Raw genomic sequence first — 17,140 nt, forward strand, 5'->3', positions numbered from 1 at the left:
CGTGAAGACCGTTCGCGCTTCCCCCGCCCAGGCACGTCACCCGGCCGCGTGCAGTGCCTCGCCCAGGATCTCCGCGCCTTCCTCGGCTTCGGCGACGGTCAGCGACAGGGGCGGCGCGATCCGCAGGACGCTGGTGTTGTGTCCGCCGCCCTTGCCGATGAGCAGCCCGCCCGCGCGGGCCGCTTCGAGTACGGCCGTCGCGGCCTCCGGGGCCGCCTCGTCGGTGCCGGGCCTCACCAGTTCGAGTCCGATCATGAGTCCCCTGCCGCGTACCTCCCGCACGGCCGGCGAGCCCGCGCCGACCGCCCGCAGACGCTCGATGAGCAGGCCGCCGACCCGCCGGGCGTTGCCCTGGAGGTCGTGCTCCAGCAGGTACGCCAGGTTGGCGAGCCCGGCCGCCATGGTGACCGGGGACCCGCCGAACGTCGAGATGGAGTTGGCGTCCAGGCAGTTCATGACGTCGGCGCGGGCGACGACTCCTCCGACGGACATGCCGTTGCCGATGCCCTTGGCGAAGGTGAGGATGTCAGGGGGCCCGCTCGAAGCGTGTGCCTGCCAGCCCCAGAAGTGGTCGCCCGTACGGCCCCAGCCGGTCTGCACCTCGTCGGAGATCCACAGGATCCCGTGCCGGTCCAGCACCTCACGGAAGGCCGCGTAGAGCCCGTCGGGCGGTGCGGTGAACCCGCCGACCCCCTGCACGGGTTCGGCGATGAGCGCCGCGGCGTCCCGGGTGTGCCCGAGCAGGTCCTCCAGATCTGCCACACAGGCTTCGATGAACCGTTCGTCGCTCAACTCCGCGTACGGCCCCCGGCTGCGGACTCCGCCGTGGACGTACAGCGTCTGCAGGGGTGAGAGGCTCGTGGGCGACCAGGACCTGTTGCCCGTGACGGACACGGCCGAGAACGACCTGCCGTGGTAGCTGTTGCGCATCGCCAGGATCTGGTTCGACCCCCGGTGGGCGGTGGCGAGCAGCAGGGCCGCGTCGTTGGCCTCGGTGCCCGAGGTGGTGAAGAAGACCCGGGCGTCTGGGATGCCCGAGAGCGCGGCGATCCGCTCGGCGAGCTCGACCATCGGGCGGTTGAGGTAGAGGGTCGAGGAGTGGATGAGCCGCCCGGCCTGCTCGGAGACGGCCTTGGTCACCTCGGGCAGGGCGTGCGCCGTCATCGTGGTGAGGATGCCGCCGAAGAAGTCGAGGTAGCGGTTGCCGTCCACGTCCCAGACATGGCGGCCCTCGCCGTGGGTGAGTTCCAGGGGGTGCCGGTAGTAGAGCGCCATCCAGTCGGGGCTGACGGCGAGATGCCGCTCGTGCAGGCCGGTCACGGTTCCACCAGCCCGTCGTACGCGTCCGGCCTGCGGTCCCGGTAGAAGGCCCACTGCTGCCGGACCTCCTCGATCAGGCCGAAGTCCAGGTCCCGCACGACCAGTTCCTCTTCCTTGTCACTCGCGACCTCGCCCACGAACTGCCCGCGCGGATCGACGAAGTAGCTGGTGCCGTAGAAGTCGTTGTCGCCGTACTCCTCCTGGCCGACACGGTTGATCGCGGCGATGAAGTACTCGTTGGCGACGGCGGACGCGGGCTGTTCCAGCTGCCAGAGGTAGCCGGAGAGGCCCCGGGAGGTGGCGGAGGGATTGTACACCAACTGGGCCCCGTTGAGACCGAGTTGACGCCACCCTTCGGGGAAGTGCCGGTCGTAGCAGATGTAGACCCCGACCTTGCCGACAGCGGTGTCGAAGACCGGCCAGCCGACGTTGCCGGGTTTGAAGTAGTACTTCTCCCAGAAGCCCTTGACCTGCGGGATGTGGTGCTTGCGGTACTTGCCGAGGTACGAGCCGTCGGCGTCGATCACCGCCGCGGTGTTGTAGTAGAAGCCGGACTGCTCGACCTCGAAGACGGGTACGACGATCACCATGCCGGTCTCCCGGGCGAGGTCCCGCATGCGCCGGACCGTGGGGCCGTCGGGTACGGGCTCGGCCCAGCGGTAGTGCTCGGGCTCCTGGACCTGGCAGAAGTAGGGGGCGTTGAACACCTCTTGGAAGCCGATGATCCGCGCGCCCTGCCGGGCGGCCTCACGCGCGTGTTCCTCATGCTTGGCGATCATGGATTCGGTGTCGCCCGTCCAGGTCGCCTGGACGAGTGCGGCGCGTACGACGTGGGACATGAGCTGCTCCTTCGACGCGGCGTCAGAGAGCCTCTTCTCTACGCCCGTAGACACGGTGCACAGGAGGAGAACGTAAGCCCCGTCACACAGCGGGGCAAGACCATCGCCGGGAACCGACGGAGTCGATCATGTTTCACACCCGAGCGGTCCACTCCTTCGCGCAGGGCGCGGCGTCCAGTCCGCAGAGCGCCCCGTACGCGGACTGGACGAACGGTGCGAGGGGGGTGGGAGCCGCGTTCGTGAGGGCCACGAGGCCCGTGCCCGAGCCGGGGAGGAAGCCCGCGAAGGCGGTGAAGCCGCGGGTTCCCCCGGAGTGGTGGATCAGCGCGCCGCCCGGGCGCGGGCGGAGGTTCCAGATGAGGCACAGCCGGGAGCCGGTTCTCGGCACGCTCAGCCGGGGCCGTTGCACCTCGGCGAGCGCGGTGCGCAGCGCGGGTTCCGGGGCGGTGTCGGGGTCCAGCAGCGCGGCCAGGACGCGCAGCAGGTCGCGGACGCTCGACCGCACGGCTCCCGCCGCCGTCAGCCCGGGCATCAGGAGGGAGGGGCGTGGACGGCCGTGCCAGTGGCCGGTCGCCTGGGGACGGCCGGGATCGCAGTCCGTGTCCGCGAGGCCGAGCGGGCCGGTGACGCGCTCGGCCAGCAGGGCGGGGTAGTCGTCTCCGGAGCCGCCGGCCGCCCTGGCGAGCACCTGACCCAGCAGGCCTCCGCCGAAGTTGGAGTACAGGACCCGGCTGCCGGGCCGGTGCCGGAGCCGGGTACGGCGCAGCGAGGCGAGCAGGTCGTCCTCGAGGAAACCCGCGTACGGGTTGCTGAGCCACCCGCTGCGGAGCGCCCGGCCGAGCAGGCCCGGGGGGAGGCGCGGCAGACCGGAGGTGTGGGTGGCGAGGTGGAGGAGGGTCAGCGGCGGGCCCGGGAGCCGGAAGGGGAGGTAACGGTCGGCGCGGTCGCCGTAGTGGACCTCGCCCCGGGCGGCCATCTCCGCGAGCAGCAGTGCGGTGAAGGTCTTCGTCAGCGAGCCCGTCTCGAACCGGGTGCTCTCCCCCACCGGACCGCTGCGGAGCACGGCGCGCTCGGCTCCCCGCACAGCCGCGACCGCCGTCGCCGGCCCGGGGGAAGCCGCCAGGAGCGGCTGGAGGGAGGCGGTCAGCGGCGGGCGTGTCACACGCTCACCGCTGCCCCGCCGCCCTGGCCAGCGCGATGGATCCGGCGACGGCCGCTACGACGACGGTGTGCTGATGGTCCGTGAACCGCTGCTGCGGGTCGTCGTCCACCGGCTCGTTGTCACGGGGCACGAGACCGTCCTGGTGCTGCAGCGCCGCGACGGCCTCCCAGTCCTCCGTGGGGCAGTACGGGTCCTCGATCGAGGCGCCGACGACGAGCAGCTCCGTGACCAGGTCCCACTGCCCCACCTCGCGCCAGACGTCGATCCACACGGGGAGCCAGGTGCGTACGTGGTCGGCGAGTTCGGGCGGCAGTCCGCCCGGGTTCCCGCCCCAGTCGGTGAGGTGGAAGACGGTGTGGGTCATCGCGTACGCGGTGATCCAGTTGATGGCCCAGGGCTCCGGTCTCGCACCGAGCCAGGTCGTGGCGGCCACGGCGTTCAGGTCCTCGGTGTGCCCGAGGCCCACGACGCGGGCGGCGTTGGCGACGGCGAGCCGCCGGTTCGGCAGGACCTCGACGCTGTTCACCGACCGCATGCGGGAACGGTGGGCCAGGAGGCGGTCGAGCCCTTCGTGGCGGTAGCCGCAGCGGACGAACGGGGCGTACATCTCGAGCGGGTCCGTCATCAGCGTGTGACGGAGCTGGCGTTCGTAGATCATGTCGCCGCGCCTGAACTGCTCCCAGGTGAAGTCCATCAGGCTCTGGGCTGCGGCCAGACGGCCGGGCCCCGCCACTCCGTCGCGCAGGATCAGGGAGGCCGCGAGGGTCGTCTCCCCCAGCGGCTTGTAGACACTGTCGGGGTCGGCCATCGTCTCGGTCGTGCCCGGCGGCAGGCCTCCGAGGTCCCGGTTCGCGTGCAGCCACGAGAGCGCACGGTCCGCCATGCTGCGGGCCGCCCGGGTGACGGGCTCTGGGATCGTCGTCATGTGGATGCCGCCTCCTCGGCGGCAGCACCGGGCTGCGGTGCGAGGAAGTGGCGGGCGATCGCCAGGTCCAGGGCGGCGCGCGGGCCCGCCCCGCCCACCAGCCACACGTGCTCGGCCGCGAGGTCCGGGTCCAGGGGCAGTCCGGCGCCCTCGTGACTCAGCCAGGCCAGCCAGCGGACGAGGCGCAGCGCGGTCGGGAAGTCACGGCGCAGGATCGAGCGGCTGACACCGCGGCTCAGCGGCAGAGCTCCGGCGCGGGCGGCCTCGTGGACCGGACCGTCGAGGCCGAGCGTCGCCAGCGGGGCGAGTTGTGCCATCCGGACGGACCAGCCGCTCCAGTCCGCGGTGCGGCTGAGCGCGGGGTCGTCCGCCGGGGCGGGCGCGACCGCCCGCAGGGTGTCGTCCCCGGAGAGCCGCGCGAGCAGGACCGCGGTCGCGTGGTCGCGGTGGGCGACCGCCGCCTCCTCCGTGGCCTCGGAGGCGGGGAAGGCGTCGAAGGCCTTGGCCACGACGGCCGCGTCCTGCGCCTGGAAGGGGTGGCCCGCCAGCAGGTGGGGGCTGAAGACGTCGGCTCCGAGCACCCGGACGGCCGCGAGAGCCGCGAGGGTGTCCGGGGCGTCGTCGACGTACCGCGCCAGCTGTGCAGCGCCCCCGGTGCCGCTGAGGGCACCGAGGACGCTGACTGCCAGGGCGTCGGCCGCCTCGGCGAATGCGGAGTGGGAACTCACTTGCCCCGGGGCTCCTTCGGCTCCTTGGGAGACAGGAGGAGGAGCGCGAGCAGGAAGCCCGCGGCCTCGGGGGTGTAGAGCGGGGCGTCACTGACGGCTGCCTCGGGCTCGGCCATCAGCGCGCCCAGCGTGGTGGTCTGGGCCGGTGTCGCGGTGAGAGCGATCTCCTGGGTAAGCATGGTGCCTCCACATCACTGGGGGACACTTACCACATGTGTGGTGATGCCTCGAACGCCGATAAAGGGTGGAATGAGATTTATCTCCCCAACCCCGCGTGGACTGACGACGTGTATGGGCCACAGGCTCCGGACGGCCGGCGACAGCGCTCCACGCCGCCGGGACGAAGGTCTCGCCCGGCCTTCGAAACCGCTGTCCGCCCGGGCGCCCCACAGAGCGTCCGTCACCTCACCGCGCGGTCGGGCGGCTTCCTCCGCCCCCGACCGGGGTGACGGATCGGCGGGTCGGCCGGTGCTCCGGGCCGCCGTCGCCACGCCGCCGCAGGCGTCCCGGGCGGCGGTGTGGCGACGGCGGCCCGGCACGGAAGGGCCCGCCGATCCGGGCCGTGCCCTACGGCGCCGTCAGCCCCGCGACCCGCAGCGCGTGGACCAGGTCCCGCTCTCGCGCCGCGGACACCTCGCGTGCCGCGGCGAGCAGTTGGGGGACGAGGTGGCGCGCTCTCCCCTCAGCGACGCGCGCCGCGTCCTGCGGCGTCCGGACGCGGACGAACGCGCATAGCAGCGCCCGCGCCTCCGGCCCCAGACCGGCGCGTTCGAGGACGGCCACGGCGTCGGCGATCTCGCCGGCAGGCCGGGCCACTCCTTGCCGGAGCAGCTGCCCGCAGTCGTCGGCGCGGCCGGCTGCCGCCAACGCACCTGCCGCAGCGGCCAGTTCGGCGGGTGGCAGGGAGGAGACCTCCCACAGCAGGGTCGCCCAGTCGGCGGCCAGGCCCGCTCCGTGCAGGGCGACGGCGAGGGCCGGCAGATGCCCCGCGGGCCATGCGGCCGCTTCGCAGAGCACGACGTGCGCCTCACCGCTACGGCCGTCCGTGCGCAGCCGTACGAGCCGGGCCACGGCGTTCTCGGCGGCCCTGAGTGCGGCGGGTCCGGGTTCCGGGGCACTGGAGGCAGGGACCTCGCTCCCCTCGGCCCGCGCACCGCTGAAGCGCGCTCCTCTGGGGGCGGTGCCCGGCGAGGGCGCCGGTCGGCCGGGCCCGGTCGGCGGGACCGGCTCCGCCTCCACCTCGTCCTCGATCTCCAGGCCGGCGAAGCGGGCGCCACGAGGCTTCCTGCGCCTGGGCGCGGGAGCAGGCGTCCTCTCCGGGCCGGGCCTGGGGCCATCGGCCGCTTCGGGACGGCGCGGCCCCGGTACCGGGGACCCGTCCCCGGTGTCCGGCGTGTTCTCGTCGTCCTGCTCCCGGAACCAGCTGTCCGGTGCCGGCCTGCCGAGCGCCGCCATCCGGTTGCGGAGCTCCGCACAGCGCGCCGTGGCACGGGCGTGGTCGTCCCGCGCCCAGGCCGGCGCCTCCGTCTCCTCGTCCCGCTCACGCGCCCCGTTCGCGTCGGCGGCACGCATCCGCCCGGCCGCGTACGACTGCTCACGGCGCATCACGTCCAGCCGGTCGGCCAGAGCCTGGCGCCCGCCGGGGCGCCTGTCGTGCGCGGCCGCGGACGCGGCACACAGCGCGGCGGCCCGTACGGATTCCCTTGCGGCGAATGCGGTGCCCCGCACCGCTGCGAGGTCCTGGAGCAACGACTCGACCACGTCCCAGGGCGGGACATCGATGCCGGCGAAGCAGGCGCGCATGCCTTCGGGATCGCGCGCGCAGAAGACTCCGTACCAGCCGCGGCCGGGATCGAGCAGAGCGGCCAGGTCATGTAGGTACCGTGCGAACGCCCTTACTTCCGCAGCATGCTGATGCTCTGTCATCGCCGCCCTCACCGGTCGCCGGGGACTGGGACGTTCCAGTCCGCGGGCATTCGACCGCAGGCGTGTTACGAGCGGACTACGCGCGCTCTTCCGGCACGGTGCACCCGAAGCGCACGACCGGGCCGGCGCCCCCTCAGAAGGTGATGGCGATCCCCGTGTGGGGCCGCTTGCCGAGACGCACGACCATGGCGGGCCAGTCCACGAGCCAGAACTTCCAGGTGTACTTGCGAGCGAGCATCTTGCGTACCGCCGCCATCGCGTCGCCGTCGAGCAGCCGAGCCGTCCCCTCGGCGCTCGCTGCTCCCTCGGCGACGCGACCGCGCGCATCGCAGACGGTGACGAGGACCCGGCTGTCCTTGCGGAGCCGCTTGACCTTCCAGGAGTCGGAGCGCGTCCAGACGTACAGCACTTCGTCGTCCGCCGCGGCCCAGACGGGCGTCGCGACGGGCGTGCCGTCCTTCCGGTAGGTGGTCAGACTGACGTATTCGCTGCGGGCGAAGTCCTGGAGAGTCACGGGCGCGACCCTACTCGGCTCATACCGTCAGCGGCATCTCCCCTGGTCGGACAGCGGCCCGGGGTTCGGCTCGTCCGATGCCGGGGCCCCTGAACGGCTGGGCGGGTGACTCGGCCGTCGGCTTCACCGCCGGCCGCCCCAGGACCGAGGACGTGCGGCTGAGCGGGACGGCGTTCGCGGCGCTGGACGCGGGCATCGCGGCGGCGGACGCGGGCGAACGGATCGGCGACCTCGCGCACGCGATCGGCACGGGGCGCCGGGGCGCGGGTCACGGCACCCCGGGGCGGGCACGGTATCGGCAGGTCGGTGCACGAGGGCCCGTCCGGCTCGACCGGGGCACGCCGCTGCGGCACGTGATGGTGCCGGCCATCGAGCCGATGCCGATCGTCGGCGGCCAGTACGTCTTCCACGCGGACCCCGACGGCTGGACCCTCCGTGCGAGTGATGGCAACCGGCTGGCCCACGCCGAACACACGGGGCCGTCACCGATGACGGCCCCGCATCCTGACGGCGCTCCGACCCTGCGCACTCAGGCTCCCCCGGCGAACTTCCGGGCGAGTTCCTCACCGGCCTTGACGGCGGCGGCAGGGCTCTCGATCGGTGAGGCCTTGGAGTTCCTGAAGAGGATGTAGGTGACACCGGAGGCCGTACCGCCGGTCCTGGGGTCCGGATCGATGCCGAGCGCCTTGGCCAGGGCGTACGAGCCCTCTCCGATGATTCCGGTGGGCCCCGTGTCTCCGACGACCGCGTAGCGGACCTTCCCGTCGTGGATGACGGCGGCCACACCGCCGCCCTTGATCCCCGCAGTGGTGTAGTTCCACAGCGGGCCGGGGCCGGGGACGACGACGTACGGCACCTCGGCTGAGTCCAGGTACTTGCCGTCCGACCCCTGGAACGCCGTCTGGGGCTGGAAGGAGGGGTCCGTCCTCGTGTTGCAGACGGTGCTGACCTGACCGTCGCAGTCGATGTCCATGTCGGCCTCCCAGAACACGGCCTCGTCGGTGCCGCAGACCGGGACCGTGGCGGCTGCCGCGCTCTGGTCCGTCCGGTACTTCCCCTGGGAGATCCGGGTGCAGTTCTGCACCTTGGCCAGCAGTTCGGCGGCCCCGACCGGGCTTCCCGCGTCCCCGGCCGCCTCGGCCGGGAGTGTCGCGGCGAGCAGAGCGGCGCCGGAGAGCGCGGAGAGGACGAGCATTCGCGTACGCACCGTCGTAGATGCCCTTTCACTGGACACGAAGGACCCCGGGGGGCCTTCCTTGCCGGCGCGGCCGGCGGGTGGGCGACCGGCCGCTTCAAGGCCTCGGGGCCGGAAGGGCGCGACGAACCACGCCCTTCCGGCCCCGAGGCCTCTGCTTGTGCCGATCGGTCACGAACCGCCGCTCGGCGATACCACCATGGCCGACCCGCCACCGCGCCGCACCTTTTCGGCCGCCGCGAGCCAGCGTCCTCCCGGAAGGCGCTGGACGCCCGTGGCTGCCCCGATCTCCGGGTTCGCCTTGAACACGTGCCCGATCGCCTCCAACTCCTTGCGCACCGGGCTGTCCCACAGCCCCGGCTCGATCTCGGTCGTGGCCGAGTTGCGCTGGCTGGCGCGCGGGGCGGCGATCGCCTCGACGAGCGGCAGCCCCCGGTCCAAGTGGCCCGTCAGGGACTGCAGGACCGTGGTGATGATCGTGGCACCGCCCGGCGATCCCAGCGCCAGTACGGGCTTTCCGTGCTCCAGCACGATGGTCGGCGAGATCGACGAGCGCGGACGCTTGGCCGGGCCGGGCAGGTTCGGGTCGTGGACCGCCGGATTCGCCGGCGCGAACGAGAAGTCGGTCAGCTCGTTGTTGAGCAGGAACCCCCGCCCCGGCACCGTGATGCCGCTGCCGCCCGTCGACTCGATCGTCAGGGTGTACGCGACGACGTTGCCCCACTTGTCGGCGGTCGTCAGGTGCGTCGTGTTCTCACCCTCGAACGTGGTCGGGGCGGCATCTCCCCCGGTGGCGCAGCGGGCGGGGTGGCGCGGGTCACCCGGAGCGAGCGGGCTGGTGAGCACCGCGTCGTCCTTGATGAGGCACTCGCGCGAGTCCGCGAACCGCTGGCTCAGCAACTCCCGTGTCGGGACGTCCTCGAACGCGGGGTCGCCGACCCATCGGCCCCGGTCGGCGAACGCGATCCGGCTCGCCTCGATGAGGCGGTGCAGGTACCGCGTCTCGCTCGCCTTCGAAAGGTCCGTCGACTCGAGGATGTTGAGGGCCTCGCCGACACTCGTGCCCCCGGACGAGGAGGGCGCGATGCCGTACACGTCCAGGCCGCGGTAGGTGGTCTTCGTCGGGTCCTGGCGCAGCGCGCGGTACGCCTTCAGGTCCTTGGCCGTCAGATCCCCCGGACGCACCGCACGCGTCGCCGCCGGGTCCACGGGTGGCTTCCGCACCGTCGACACGATGTCCCGGGCCAGCTCGCCCCGGTACAGCTCGTCCACGCCCTCGCGGCCGAGTGTCCGGTAGGTACGGGCGAGGTCGGGGTTCTTGAACACCGATCCGGTCACCGGCAACTGACCGCCGGGAAGGAAGAGTTCGGCGGAAGCGGGAAAGTCGGCGAACCGTGCCTGGTTCGCCGCGGTCTGGGAGCGGAAGGTGTCGTCCACGACGAACCCGTCACGGGCCAGCCGCTCCGCCGGTTCGAGTAGCCGCCGGAGAGATTTGCTGCCCCAGGCGTCGAGCGCCTTCTCCCAGGTGGCGGGTGTGCCGGGGGTGCCGACGCCGAGTCCGCTGGTGACGGCGTCGTTGAAGGGGATCGGCTGCCCGTTCTCCAGGAACAGCGAGGAGTCCGCGCTCCGTGGGGCGGTCTCACGGCCGTCGATGGTCTGTACCCTGCCCGTCCTGGCGTCGTAGTGGACGAAGTACCCACCGCCGCCGATGCCCGCCGAGTAGGGCTCGGTGACACCCAGTGCTGCTGCCGTGGCGACGGCCGCGTCAACGGCGTTGCCTCCCTTGCGGAGCACCTCGATACCTGCGGCCGAGGCGTCCGCGTCGACACTCGACACGGCTCCCCCGTATCCCACCGCCAGGGGGGACTTGGGAGGTGGCACGGGTGGCGCCGAGGCTGCGGGGGCCGCGGCGCCGAGCGAGCCGATGACGGCGATCACGATGGGGAACGACACACTGCGGCCGACCGAACGACGCATCCGTACCTCCTGTGAAGAATCGTCCGCGCAGGGTAACTCCGCACCGCCCGTACCGTCAGGACCGCCTCGGCCACACGTCCGGACGGACCGGTCAGCCGGTGCCGGCCGGTACGGCCGCCCGGTCGGCGATCAGCCTGATGATCTCCTGCTGGTGCGCGGCCAGGTAGAAGTGGCCGCCCCTGAAGACACGGAACTCGAAGGCCCGCTGCGTGTGCCGCGACCAGGCCTGTGCCTCCTCGAGGGTCACCTTGGGGTCGTTGTCGCCCACGAGGCTCCACACGGGGCAGCGCAGCGCGGGGCCCGGCTCGTAGACGTAGGTTTCGGCGGCGCGGTAGTCGGCGCGGATCGCCGGCAGCGCCATGCGGAGCAGTTCCGGATCCTCGAGGATGGCTGAGTCCGTTCCGCTCAGCCGCCTCATCTCGTCGACGATGCCGTCGTCGTCCTGTAGGTGGACGGCCTCCGTGCGGGGCGAGGAGGGGGCCCGGCGCGCGGAGGCGAACAGGGCGTGCGGCACGACGCCGTGGTCGCGCTCGAGCCGGCGCGCGACCTCGAAGCCGAGGGTCGCGCCCATGCTGTGCCCGAACAGGAGCAGCGGGCGGTCCGTCCACTCCAGGAGTACGGAGGTCACCCGGTCGGCCAGTTCGGCGATCGTGGCGACGCAGGGCTCGGCCCGCCGGTCCTGGCGCCCCGGGTACTGCACGGCGAGCACGTCCGTGTCCGCCGGCAGGCCCGCGGACACCGGCTGGTAGAAACTCGCCGAACCGCCCGCGTGCGGCAGACACACCACCCTGACCGCCGCGTCCGGACGGGGGTGGTAGCGGCGTATCCACAGGCGGTTGAGTTCGGCCGACGTGCTCATGGGGTGCGGGGTCCCTTCGTGGCGGCGGTGCGGACGGGCCGCACCGGGCGTGCCCGAGCAGTCTCACCGCCTGTGGAAACGGGCCACACCCCTACCGCCCCCAGGGCCCCCCAGGCGGCGGGGGACTCACGCCTTGAGGTAGGCCAGCACCGCCAGGACTCGGCGGTTGTTGTCACTCGACGGGGGGAGCATCAGCTTGGAGAAGATGTTCGAGATGTGCTTGGCCGCAGCGCCCTCGGTGACGGTCAGCCGCTGGGCGATGGCGGTGTTGGAGCACCCCTCCGCCATGAGCTCCAGCACGACGCGCTCCCTTGCGGTGAGCGCGGACAGCGGCTCGTCGCGGGAGTGGGACGTCATCAGCTGGGCCACGACGGTGGGGTCCATGGCCATGCCGCCGGCCGCGACCCGGCGGACGGCGTCGATGAACTGCCTGTCGTCCAGGACGCTGTCCTTGAGCAGGTAACCGATGCCGCCCGTGCCGTCGGCCAGCAGTTCGCGGGCGTACATCTGCTCGACGTGCTGGGACAGGACGAGGATCGGGAGACCGGGTTGCTCGCGGCGGGCGAGCAGGGCGGCCTGCAGGCCCTCGGTGGTGAACGTCGGCGGTAAGCGCACGTCCACCACGGCCACGTCGGGACGGTGTTCGGCGATGGCCTGTCTCAGGTCCGTCCCGTTGTCGACGGCGGCGACCACCTCGCAGTCGTAGGCCTCGAGCAGTTGGATGATTCCCTGCCTCAGGAGGAAGAGGTCTTCGGCGAGGACAACGCGCACGGCAACTCCATTTTCATGACGGTCGGACCGCCCGGGGGACTGTTGATCTCCAGGACGCCGTCAAAGGATGCCAGCCGCCGCCGGATGCCCTCCAGGCCGCTCCCGGCCGACATCTCGGCGCCACCTCGGCCGTCGTCGGTGACCAGACCGTGCAGGGCGCCGTCCGCGTGACGGAGATCCACCTCGACCCGTCGGGCGTCGGCGTGTTTGAGCGCGTTGGTGAGCAGCTCCGACACCGAGAAGTAGATGGCGGACTCCACCGGATCGGGCAGTTTCCCCGGCAGGACCGCCGTGACGTTCACGGGCAGTGGACTGGCGAGGCCCAGAGCCCTTACCGCGTCGGCGAGTCCGCGCTCGGCGAGCACCGGGGGGTGGATGCCCCGGACCAGGCCGCGCAGCTCACGCAGGGCCTGCACGGAGGAGCTGCGCGCGTCGTGCAGCAGCCGGCGGGCCTCGTCGGTGTTGCGGTCCAGCTGCCGGTCGACGGCGCCGAGGGTGAGGCCGAGGCTGACCAGCCGTGCCTGGGCGCCGTCGTGCAGGTCGCGTTCGATGCGGCGCAGTTCGGCGGCCTGGATGTCGAGCGCTCCGGAGCGCGTCTCGGACAGGTGGCGCACCCGGGAGGACAGGCGGGCGCGCTGGGTCGGGCCCAGCAGGAACAGGACGAAGTAGGCGTAGCCCTTCAGGATCCAGGGGCTGAGGTGGACCCAGCCGGCGAACACGACGAGTGCGGCGAGGGCCGCGGCGAGCGCGGCGGTCCAGCTGTCCACGGTGATGAACGCGTACCAGCGGCCCACGCCGTCGGCGGCGACGGGCCTCCACAGGCCGCAGGCCAGCACCAGCCCCTCCCCCGCGTAGTACAGCAGTGCGGCCGGGGCGCTGCCGAGCAGCAGGCCGACGGCGCTGTTGAGGAACAGCCACAGCAGGTCCCGCCAGGTCGCCGGGTCGGCCAGGATCCACTTGCAGCGGCGCACCCAGCCGACGATGTCCCGCTCGATCTCCTCCGGTTCGGGCCGGTAGGGCCGTTCCACCGGGACTCCGGAGCGGGCGGCGGCACGCCGGTTCAGGTCGCAGACCCAGCGCACCGCGGTGGTCAGGTGGGGCAGCGCGAGGAAGCCGATCCCGATGAGGCAGAGGATGACGAAGTACGTGGTCGTGAGGAAGAGCACGACCGAGGCCAGGGCCCCGGCGGCGATCAGGGCGCCGACCAGTGTGTCCTGGGCGGCCCGGCTCAGTCGCGTGCGCCCGTCCTCCCGTACGCGAGGAGGGGCGAGGGCGGGACCGTCCCCGGACGGGGGTGCCGGGGACGGCCCGGTTCGGATACGGCTCACGCGGCCTTCACCGTGTCGACGGCGGGCGTGCGCATGCCGCGCCACGAGGGCAGGAGCGTGGCGCCGAAGACCAGCACCAGGGACCCTCCGACGATGGCGAGGTAGATCCAGATGGATCCTGAGGGCAGATAGGAGTCGGACTTGACCATGCTGTACGGCACGATGGTGGTCGCCGCGGCGATCGTGCCGAGGACGGTGGCGATGATTCCGATGAGTACGCCCTCGACGGTCAGCATGCCGAGCACCTGGCGGCGTGTAGCCCCCGTCAGCTGCTGGAGGCCGAACTCGGCGCGGCGCTTGCGGGTCACCGCCACGAGCGTGTTGACGACGGTGATGGCGGCGTATCCGACGATCATGGCGACGATCGTATAGTTCGCGGCGACCAGGATCTGCTGGATCTGGTTGTTCCGGCCGGCCAACGAGTCCCCGTCGTCCAGTTCGGTGCCGGGCACACTCGCTGCCAGCCCGGCCAGCGTGTCGCGGAGTTCGGCCGGGCCGCCCTGTTCGGAGCGGACCAGGATCTGGTGCGGAAGCCCGTCACTGGTGTGCGGGGCCAGGGTCGCCGCGGGCAGGGTCACGTACTGCTGCTTGGGGTTGTCGGCGTAGAGGGCGACCACGGTGGGACGTACGGCGGTGCCGTCGCCGAGGCGCAGCGGAAGCCGGTCCCCGACTCCCACGCCGTACTCCTGCGCCTTCTTGTCGGAGAGGGCGACCGTGTCGCCGCGCAGGCCGGTCAGGGATCCGGCGACGGGCCGCAGGTCGAGGCTCTGCCGCACGCCTTCGGCGGACACGCCCCGCAGTTCGGTGTCGGCACGCCCGTCGGGGGCGTCGACGAATCCGCGGCTGGTGACGAACTCCGAGGCGGCGGCCACGCCGGGGGTCGACCGGACCCGGTCGACGACGGCGGGGGCGAATCCGCCCGTGGTGGAGTCGAGGACGTAGTCGGCCAGGACGTTCTGGTCGTAGGAGCTCTGGGAGACGTGGTCCTCGGTGGCCTGCATGTAGAGGGTGCCCGTGGCGATGCCGATGAGCAGGACGATGGGTGCGACGGCACCCGCCATACGGACGTTGGCCGTGGTGGCGTTGCGCAGGGCGAGCATGCCCGGGATGCCGGAGAAGGCGCGCACCGGCAGGTGCAGCAGGGTGACCATCGCCTTGGTGATGCCGGGGGCGAGGAGCGCCAGGCCGATGCAGAACAGCACGGAGGCGGGTCCGGCGGTGCTGGCGAGGGTGGGGCCGTCCTCCATCACCGTGGCGGTGGCGACGGCGAGGCCGATGCCGTTGGCGAGGAAGAACAGCGCGATCAGCAGCCGCGGCACGCTGAACCAGCGGGTGCCCGCAGCGGATTCGGCCAGGGCGGCGACCGGTTCGGTGCGGGCGGCGCGACGGCCCGCGAAGCGGGTGGCCCCGGCCGCGGCGAGCACGGTGACGACGGCGCCGACGGCCATCGGCATCCAGCCGGCGTGGTAGACGATCGCCGACGAGACGACGCCGCTGGAGGTGAGCACGCCGAAGAGCAGCCGGCCGAGCAGGTATCCCGGGTACAGGGCGAGCAGCACCGAGGCCACGGAGAGCACCGCGGTCTCGATGAGGATCATCCGGCGCAGTTGCTGCGGGGTGGAGCCCACGGCCCGCAGCAGGGCCATCTCCCGGGTCCGCTGCTGGAGCGACAGCCCGAGGGTGGAGGCGACGCCGAACATCACGATCAGCACCACGGACGAGCCGAAGATGGCCGCCAGGATCACGACGGTGCGCTGGCTGGCGAGGGTGCCGGGCAGTTCCGCCAGGCCGCGCCGCTCGCCGGTGAGCACCTCGGCCCGGTCGCCTACGACGGAGCGCACCGTGCCGGCGACCGCCGCGGTGTCCGTGCCGTTCTCCGGCAGTACGCCGATCGAGTCGATCCGGCCGCCGGCCAAGGTGCGGGCCTGCGCGTCGCTGAAGAACAGCGCGGCGTGGGGGTTGCTGTCGCCCCGCTGGCCGGCGACACCGCTGACCGTGAACCGCCGGGTGTCGCCGTTGACGGCGATCTCGACGACGGAGCCCGGTCCCGCACCGGCACGCTCGGCGAGCCCGGAGTCGAGTACGACCTCGCCGCCGGCGACGGGGGAGGCGCCGGCGGCGAGGGTATAGGGGGTGAGCCGGGCACCGGCCCAGCCGTGGCCGTACGAGGTGTCCTCGCCGGTCAGCGCCTTGCCGTCCTTGAGGACGGTGGCGGGGAAGGACACGTCGCCGACGGCCTCGCGGACGCCGTCCGCTCGAGCCACCTCACCGAGCAGCGCCGGGTCGATGCGGTGACGTTCGGTCAGGGCGGCTCCGTCGTAGGACTGTTCGCCGGTGACCACGACCGGGGCGCTGTTCAGGCGCAGCGGGTCTGCGGCCATCCGGACGCCGGTCTCCATCAGGCCGCCGCAGCCGATGACGATCGCGGCGCCGAGGAACATGGCGAGGAAGGTCGCGACGAAACTGGTCCGCCGGAACTTCAGGGTGCGCAGGGCGAGCCGCCACATCAGTACAGCCCTCCGGTCGTCATGGGGGCGGCCTGCTGACGGTTCTCGTCCTCCCAGGCACCGAGCCGTGTCATCCGCGCCGCGACCGCGTCGGCCGTGGGCCGGTGCAGTTCGCCTGCGAAGGCGCCGTCGGCGAGGAAGACGACGCGGTCGGCGTACGAGGCGGCCACCGGGTCGTGGGTGACCATGACCAGGGTCTGGCGGGCCGTGTCGACGGATTCGCGCAGCAGGGAGAGCACGGCCGACGCGGTACGGGTGTCCAGCGCTCCGGTGGGCTCGTCGGCGAAGACCACGGCGGGCTGGGTGACCAGGGCGCGCGCGATGGCGACGCGCTGCTGCTGGCCGCCGGACAGCTCGGACGGCAGGTGGCCGAGGCGGTCGGCCAGGCCCACGCGCTGGACGACGGTGCGGATCAGGTTCTTGTCGGGCCGCTTTCCGGCGAGTTGCAGCGGCAGGGTGATGTTCTGCATCACCGTCAGGGCGGGCAGCAGGTTGAACGACTGGAAGATGAAGCCGATCCGGTCGCGGCGGAGCATGGTCAGCTGGGTGTCGTCCAGGCCGGCGAGGTCGGTGTCACCGACGGTCACGGTTCCGGACGTGGGCCTGACCAGGCCGGCGGCGCAGTGCAGGAAGGTGCTCTTGCCGGAACCGGACGGTCCCATCACCGCGGTGAAGGTGGCGTCGGCGAAGCTCATGGAGAGTTCCCGGAGCGCGGCCACCTGGCTGTCCGCTCGTCCATAGATCTTCGACACGGTGTCCAGTCGTACCGCCTCCGTCCGACGGAGGTCGTGTGATGTGTGCATCGTGCTCCCCAATGAAATGACGCGCTTCCCACGCGGTGTCTGTGGATCAGATTAGGAGCGGCTGGGCCGCCGCACATTGGCCTTATACCGCCGATTCGAGGTAGAGGTTTCTCTACCTCCGTACGCATGTATGTGGAGTCGTGCAGCAGTTCCATGCCATGGAGCTTTTTCCGAGTTCACGTCGAGGCGTCGTGAAGAGGGTCGAAAGTCTTCACGATTTCGGTGATCCTGGTGGCGCCTTCGGCGGTTTCCGCAGGGGGAGGCCACCCTTCGAGCCACTGCACGG

15 protein-coding genes and 1 pseudogene are annotated in these 17,140 nt (G+C 72.1%); 1 reads left to right on the forward strand and 15 read right to left on the reverse strand.

All coding sequences use genetic code 11. The features are described from left to right. Positions 1 to 36: 36 nt before the first annotated feature. From JOC24_RS16605 to JOC24_RS16640, 8 genes are all read right to left on the reverse strand, one after another. Positions 37 to 1,320 (reverse strand): aspartate aminotransferase family protein, encoded by a 1,284-nt coding sequence (locus JOC24_RS16605; protein WP_205021073.1) that lies wholly within the window; start codon positions 1,318 to 1,320, stop codon positions 37 to 39. Then, the gene (locus JOC24_RS16610) at positions 1,317 to 2,159 is read right to left on the reverse strand and encodes a nitrilase-related carbon-nitrogen hydrolase (protein WP_205021074.1); all 843 of its coding nucleotides are present in this window, start codon (positions 2,157 to 2,159) and stop codon (positions 1,317 to 1,319) included. Before JOC24_RS16610 ends, JOC24_RS16605 begins: the two co-directional genes overlap by 4 nt. A gap of 133 nt (positions 2,160 to 2,292) precedes the next feature. Next, entirely contained in the window at positions 2,293 to 3,321 is a 1,029-nt protein-coding gene (locus JOC24_RS16615; protein ID WP_205021075.1) for a serine hydrolase domain-containing protein, read from the reverse strand. 4 nt (positions 3,322 to 3,325) lie between these two features. Continuing rightward, positions 3,326 to 4,246, reverse strand: a complete 921-nt coding sequence (locus JOC24_RS16620; protein ID WP_205021076.1) for a DUF6895 family protein — start codon at positions 4,244 to 4,246, stop codon at positions 3,326 to 3,328. Continuing rightward, entirely contained in the window at positions 4,243 to 4,974 is a 732-nt protein-coding gene (locus JOC24_RS16625; RefSeq protein WP_205021077.1) for a hypothetical protein, read from the reverse strand. The genes JOC24_RS16620 and JOC24_RS16625 overlap by 4 nt, the downstream gene beginning before the upstream one ends. After that, positions 4,971 to 5,153, reverse strand: a complete 183-nt coding sequence (locus JOC24_RS16630; RefSeq protein ID WP_205021078.1) for a hypothetical protein — start codon at positions 5,151 to 5,153, stop codon at positions 4,971 to 4,973. Before JOC24_RS16630 ends, JOC24_RS16625 begins: the two co-directional genes overlap by 4 nt. Before the next feature lie 388 nt (positions 5,154 to 5,541). Beyond that, positions 5,542 to 6,900: a hypothetical protein gene (locus JOC24_RS16635; RefSeq protein WP_205021079.1), complete on the reverse strand. Its 1,359-nt coding sequence runs from the start codon at positions 6,898 to 6,900 to the stop codon at positions 5,542 to 5,544. A gap of 133 nt (positions 6,901 to 7,033) precedes the next feature. Further along, positions 7,034 to 7,414: a PPOX class F420-dependent oxidoreductase gene (locus JOC24_RS16640; protein WP_205021080.1), complete on the reverse strand. Its 381-nt coding sequence runs from the start codon at positions 7,412 to 7,414 to the stop codon at positions 7,034 to 7,036. A gap of 89 nt (positions 7,415 to 7,503) precedes the next feature. Here JOC24_RS16640 and JOC24_RS16645 point away from each other — a divergent pair. Continuing rightward, positions 7,504 to 7,990: pseudogene (locus JOC24_RS16645) on the forward strand (M24 family metallopeptidase); the annotation flags it as partial. On the opposite strand, the gene JOC24_RS16650 reads toward JOC24_RS16645, so the two are convergent. From JOC24_RS16650 to JOC24_RS16680, 7 genes are all read right to left on the reverse strand, one after another. After that, positions 7,944 to 8,621 (reverse strand): glycoside hydrolase family 75 protein, encoded by a 678-nt coding sequence (locus tag JOC24_RS16650; RefSeq protein ID WP_307792708.1) that lies wholly within the window; start codon positions 8,619 to 8,621, stop codon positions 7,944 to 7,946. The pseudogene JOC24_RS16645 and the gene JOC24_RS16650 overlap by 47 nt on opposite strands. 159 nt (positions 8,622 to 8,780) lie before the next feature. After that, positions 8,781 to 10,586 carry a gamma-glutamyltransferase gene (gene ggt, locus JOC24_RS16655; protein WP_205021082.1) on the reverse strand — a complete coding sequence of 602 codons (1,806 nt, stop codon included), beginning with the start codon at positions 10,584 to 10,586 and terminating at the stop codon, positions 8,781 to 8,783. Between the two features lie 91 nt (positions 10,587 to 10,677). After that, positions 10,678 to 11,445, reverse strand: a complete 768-nt coding sequence (locus JOC24_RS16660) for a thioesterase II family protein (protein ID WP_205021083.1) — start codon at positions 11,443 to 11,445, stop codon at positions 10,678 to 10,680. A gap of 126 nt (positions 11,446 to 11,571) precedes the next feature. Further along, a complete protein-coding gene (locus tag JOC24_RS16665) occupies positions 11,572 to 12,216 on the reverse strand; it encodes a response regulator transcription factor (protein ID WP_205021084.1) in 645 nt (214 codons plus the stop codon). Then, the gene (locus JOC24_RS16670) at positions 12,180 to 13,448 is read right to left on the reverse strand and encodes a sensor histidine kinase (RefSeq protein WP_205021199.1); all 1,269 of its coding nucleotides are present in this window, start codon (positions 13,446 to 13,448) and stop codon (positions 12,180 to 12,182) included. Before JOC24_RS16670 ends, JOC24_RS16665 begins: the two co-directional genes overlap by 37 nt. A gap of 92 nt (positions 13,449 to 13,540) precedes the next feature. Next, the gene (locus JOC24_RS16675; RefSeq protein WP_205021085.1) at positions 13,541 to 16,051 is read right to left on the reverse strand and encodes an FtsX-like permease family protein; all 2,511 of its coding nucleotides are present in this window, start codon (positions 16,049 to 16,051) and stop codon (positions 13,541 to 13,543) included. Then, positions 16,051 to 16,854 (reverse strand): ABC transporter ATP-binding protein, encoded by an 804-nt coding sequence (locus JOC24_RS16680; RefSeq protein WP_205021086.1) that lies wholly within the window; start codon positions 16,852 to 16,854, stop codon positions 16,051 to 16,053. The genes JOC24_RS16675 and JOC24_RS16680 overlap by 1 nt, the downstream gene beginning before the upstream one ends. Positions 16,855 to 17,140 lie beyond the last annotated feature (286 nt).

Source organism: Streptomyces sp. HB132, assembly GCF_016909575.1.
Lineage (GTDB): Bacteria > Actinomycetota > Actinomycetes > Streptomycetales > Streptomycetaceae > Streptomyces.

What these genes read in the sequence shown, in the direction of transcription:
- JOC24_RS16610 (WP_205021074.1), bottom strand. Translation starts at nt 2,159, where the DNA reads ATGTCCCACGTCGTACGCGCCGCACTCGTCCAGGCGACCTGGACGGGC.
- JOC24_RS16675 (WP_205021085.1), bottom strand. Translation starts at nt 16,051, where the DNA reads ATGTGGCGGCTCGCCCTGCGCACCCTGAAGTTCCGGCGGACCAGTTTC.
- ggt (WP_205021082.1), bottom strand. Translation starts at nt 10,586, where the DNA reads ATGCGTCGTTCGGTCGGCCGCAGTGTGTCGTTCCCCATCGTGATCGCC.
- JOC24_RS16660 (WP_205021083.1), bottom strand. Translation starts at nt 11,445, where the DNA reads ATGAGCACGTCGGCCGAACTCAACCGCCTGTGGATACGCCGCTACCAC.
- JOC24_RS16620 (WP_205021076.1), bottom strand. Translation starts at nt 4,246, where the DNA reads ATGACGACGATCCCAGAGCCCGTCACCCGGGCGGCCCGCAGCATGGCG.
- JOC24_RS16635 (WP_205021079.1), bottom strand. Translation starts at nt 6,900, where the DNA reads ATGACAGAGCATCAGCATGCTGCGGAAGTAAGGGCGTTCGCACGGTAC.
- JOC24_RS16680 (WP_205021086.1), bottom strand. Translation starts at nt 16,854, where the DNA reads ATGCACACATCACACGACCTCCGTCGGACGGAGGCGGTACGACTGGAC.
- JOC24_RS16630 (WP_205021078.1), bottom strand. Translation starts at nt 5,153, where the DNA reads ATGCTTACCCAGGAGATCGCTCTCACCGCGACACCGGCCCAGACCACC.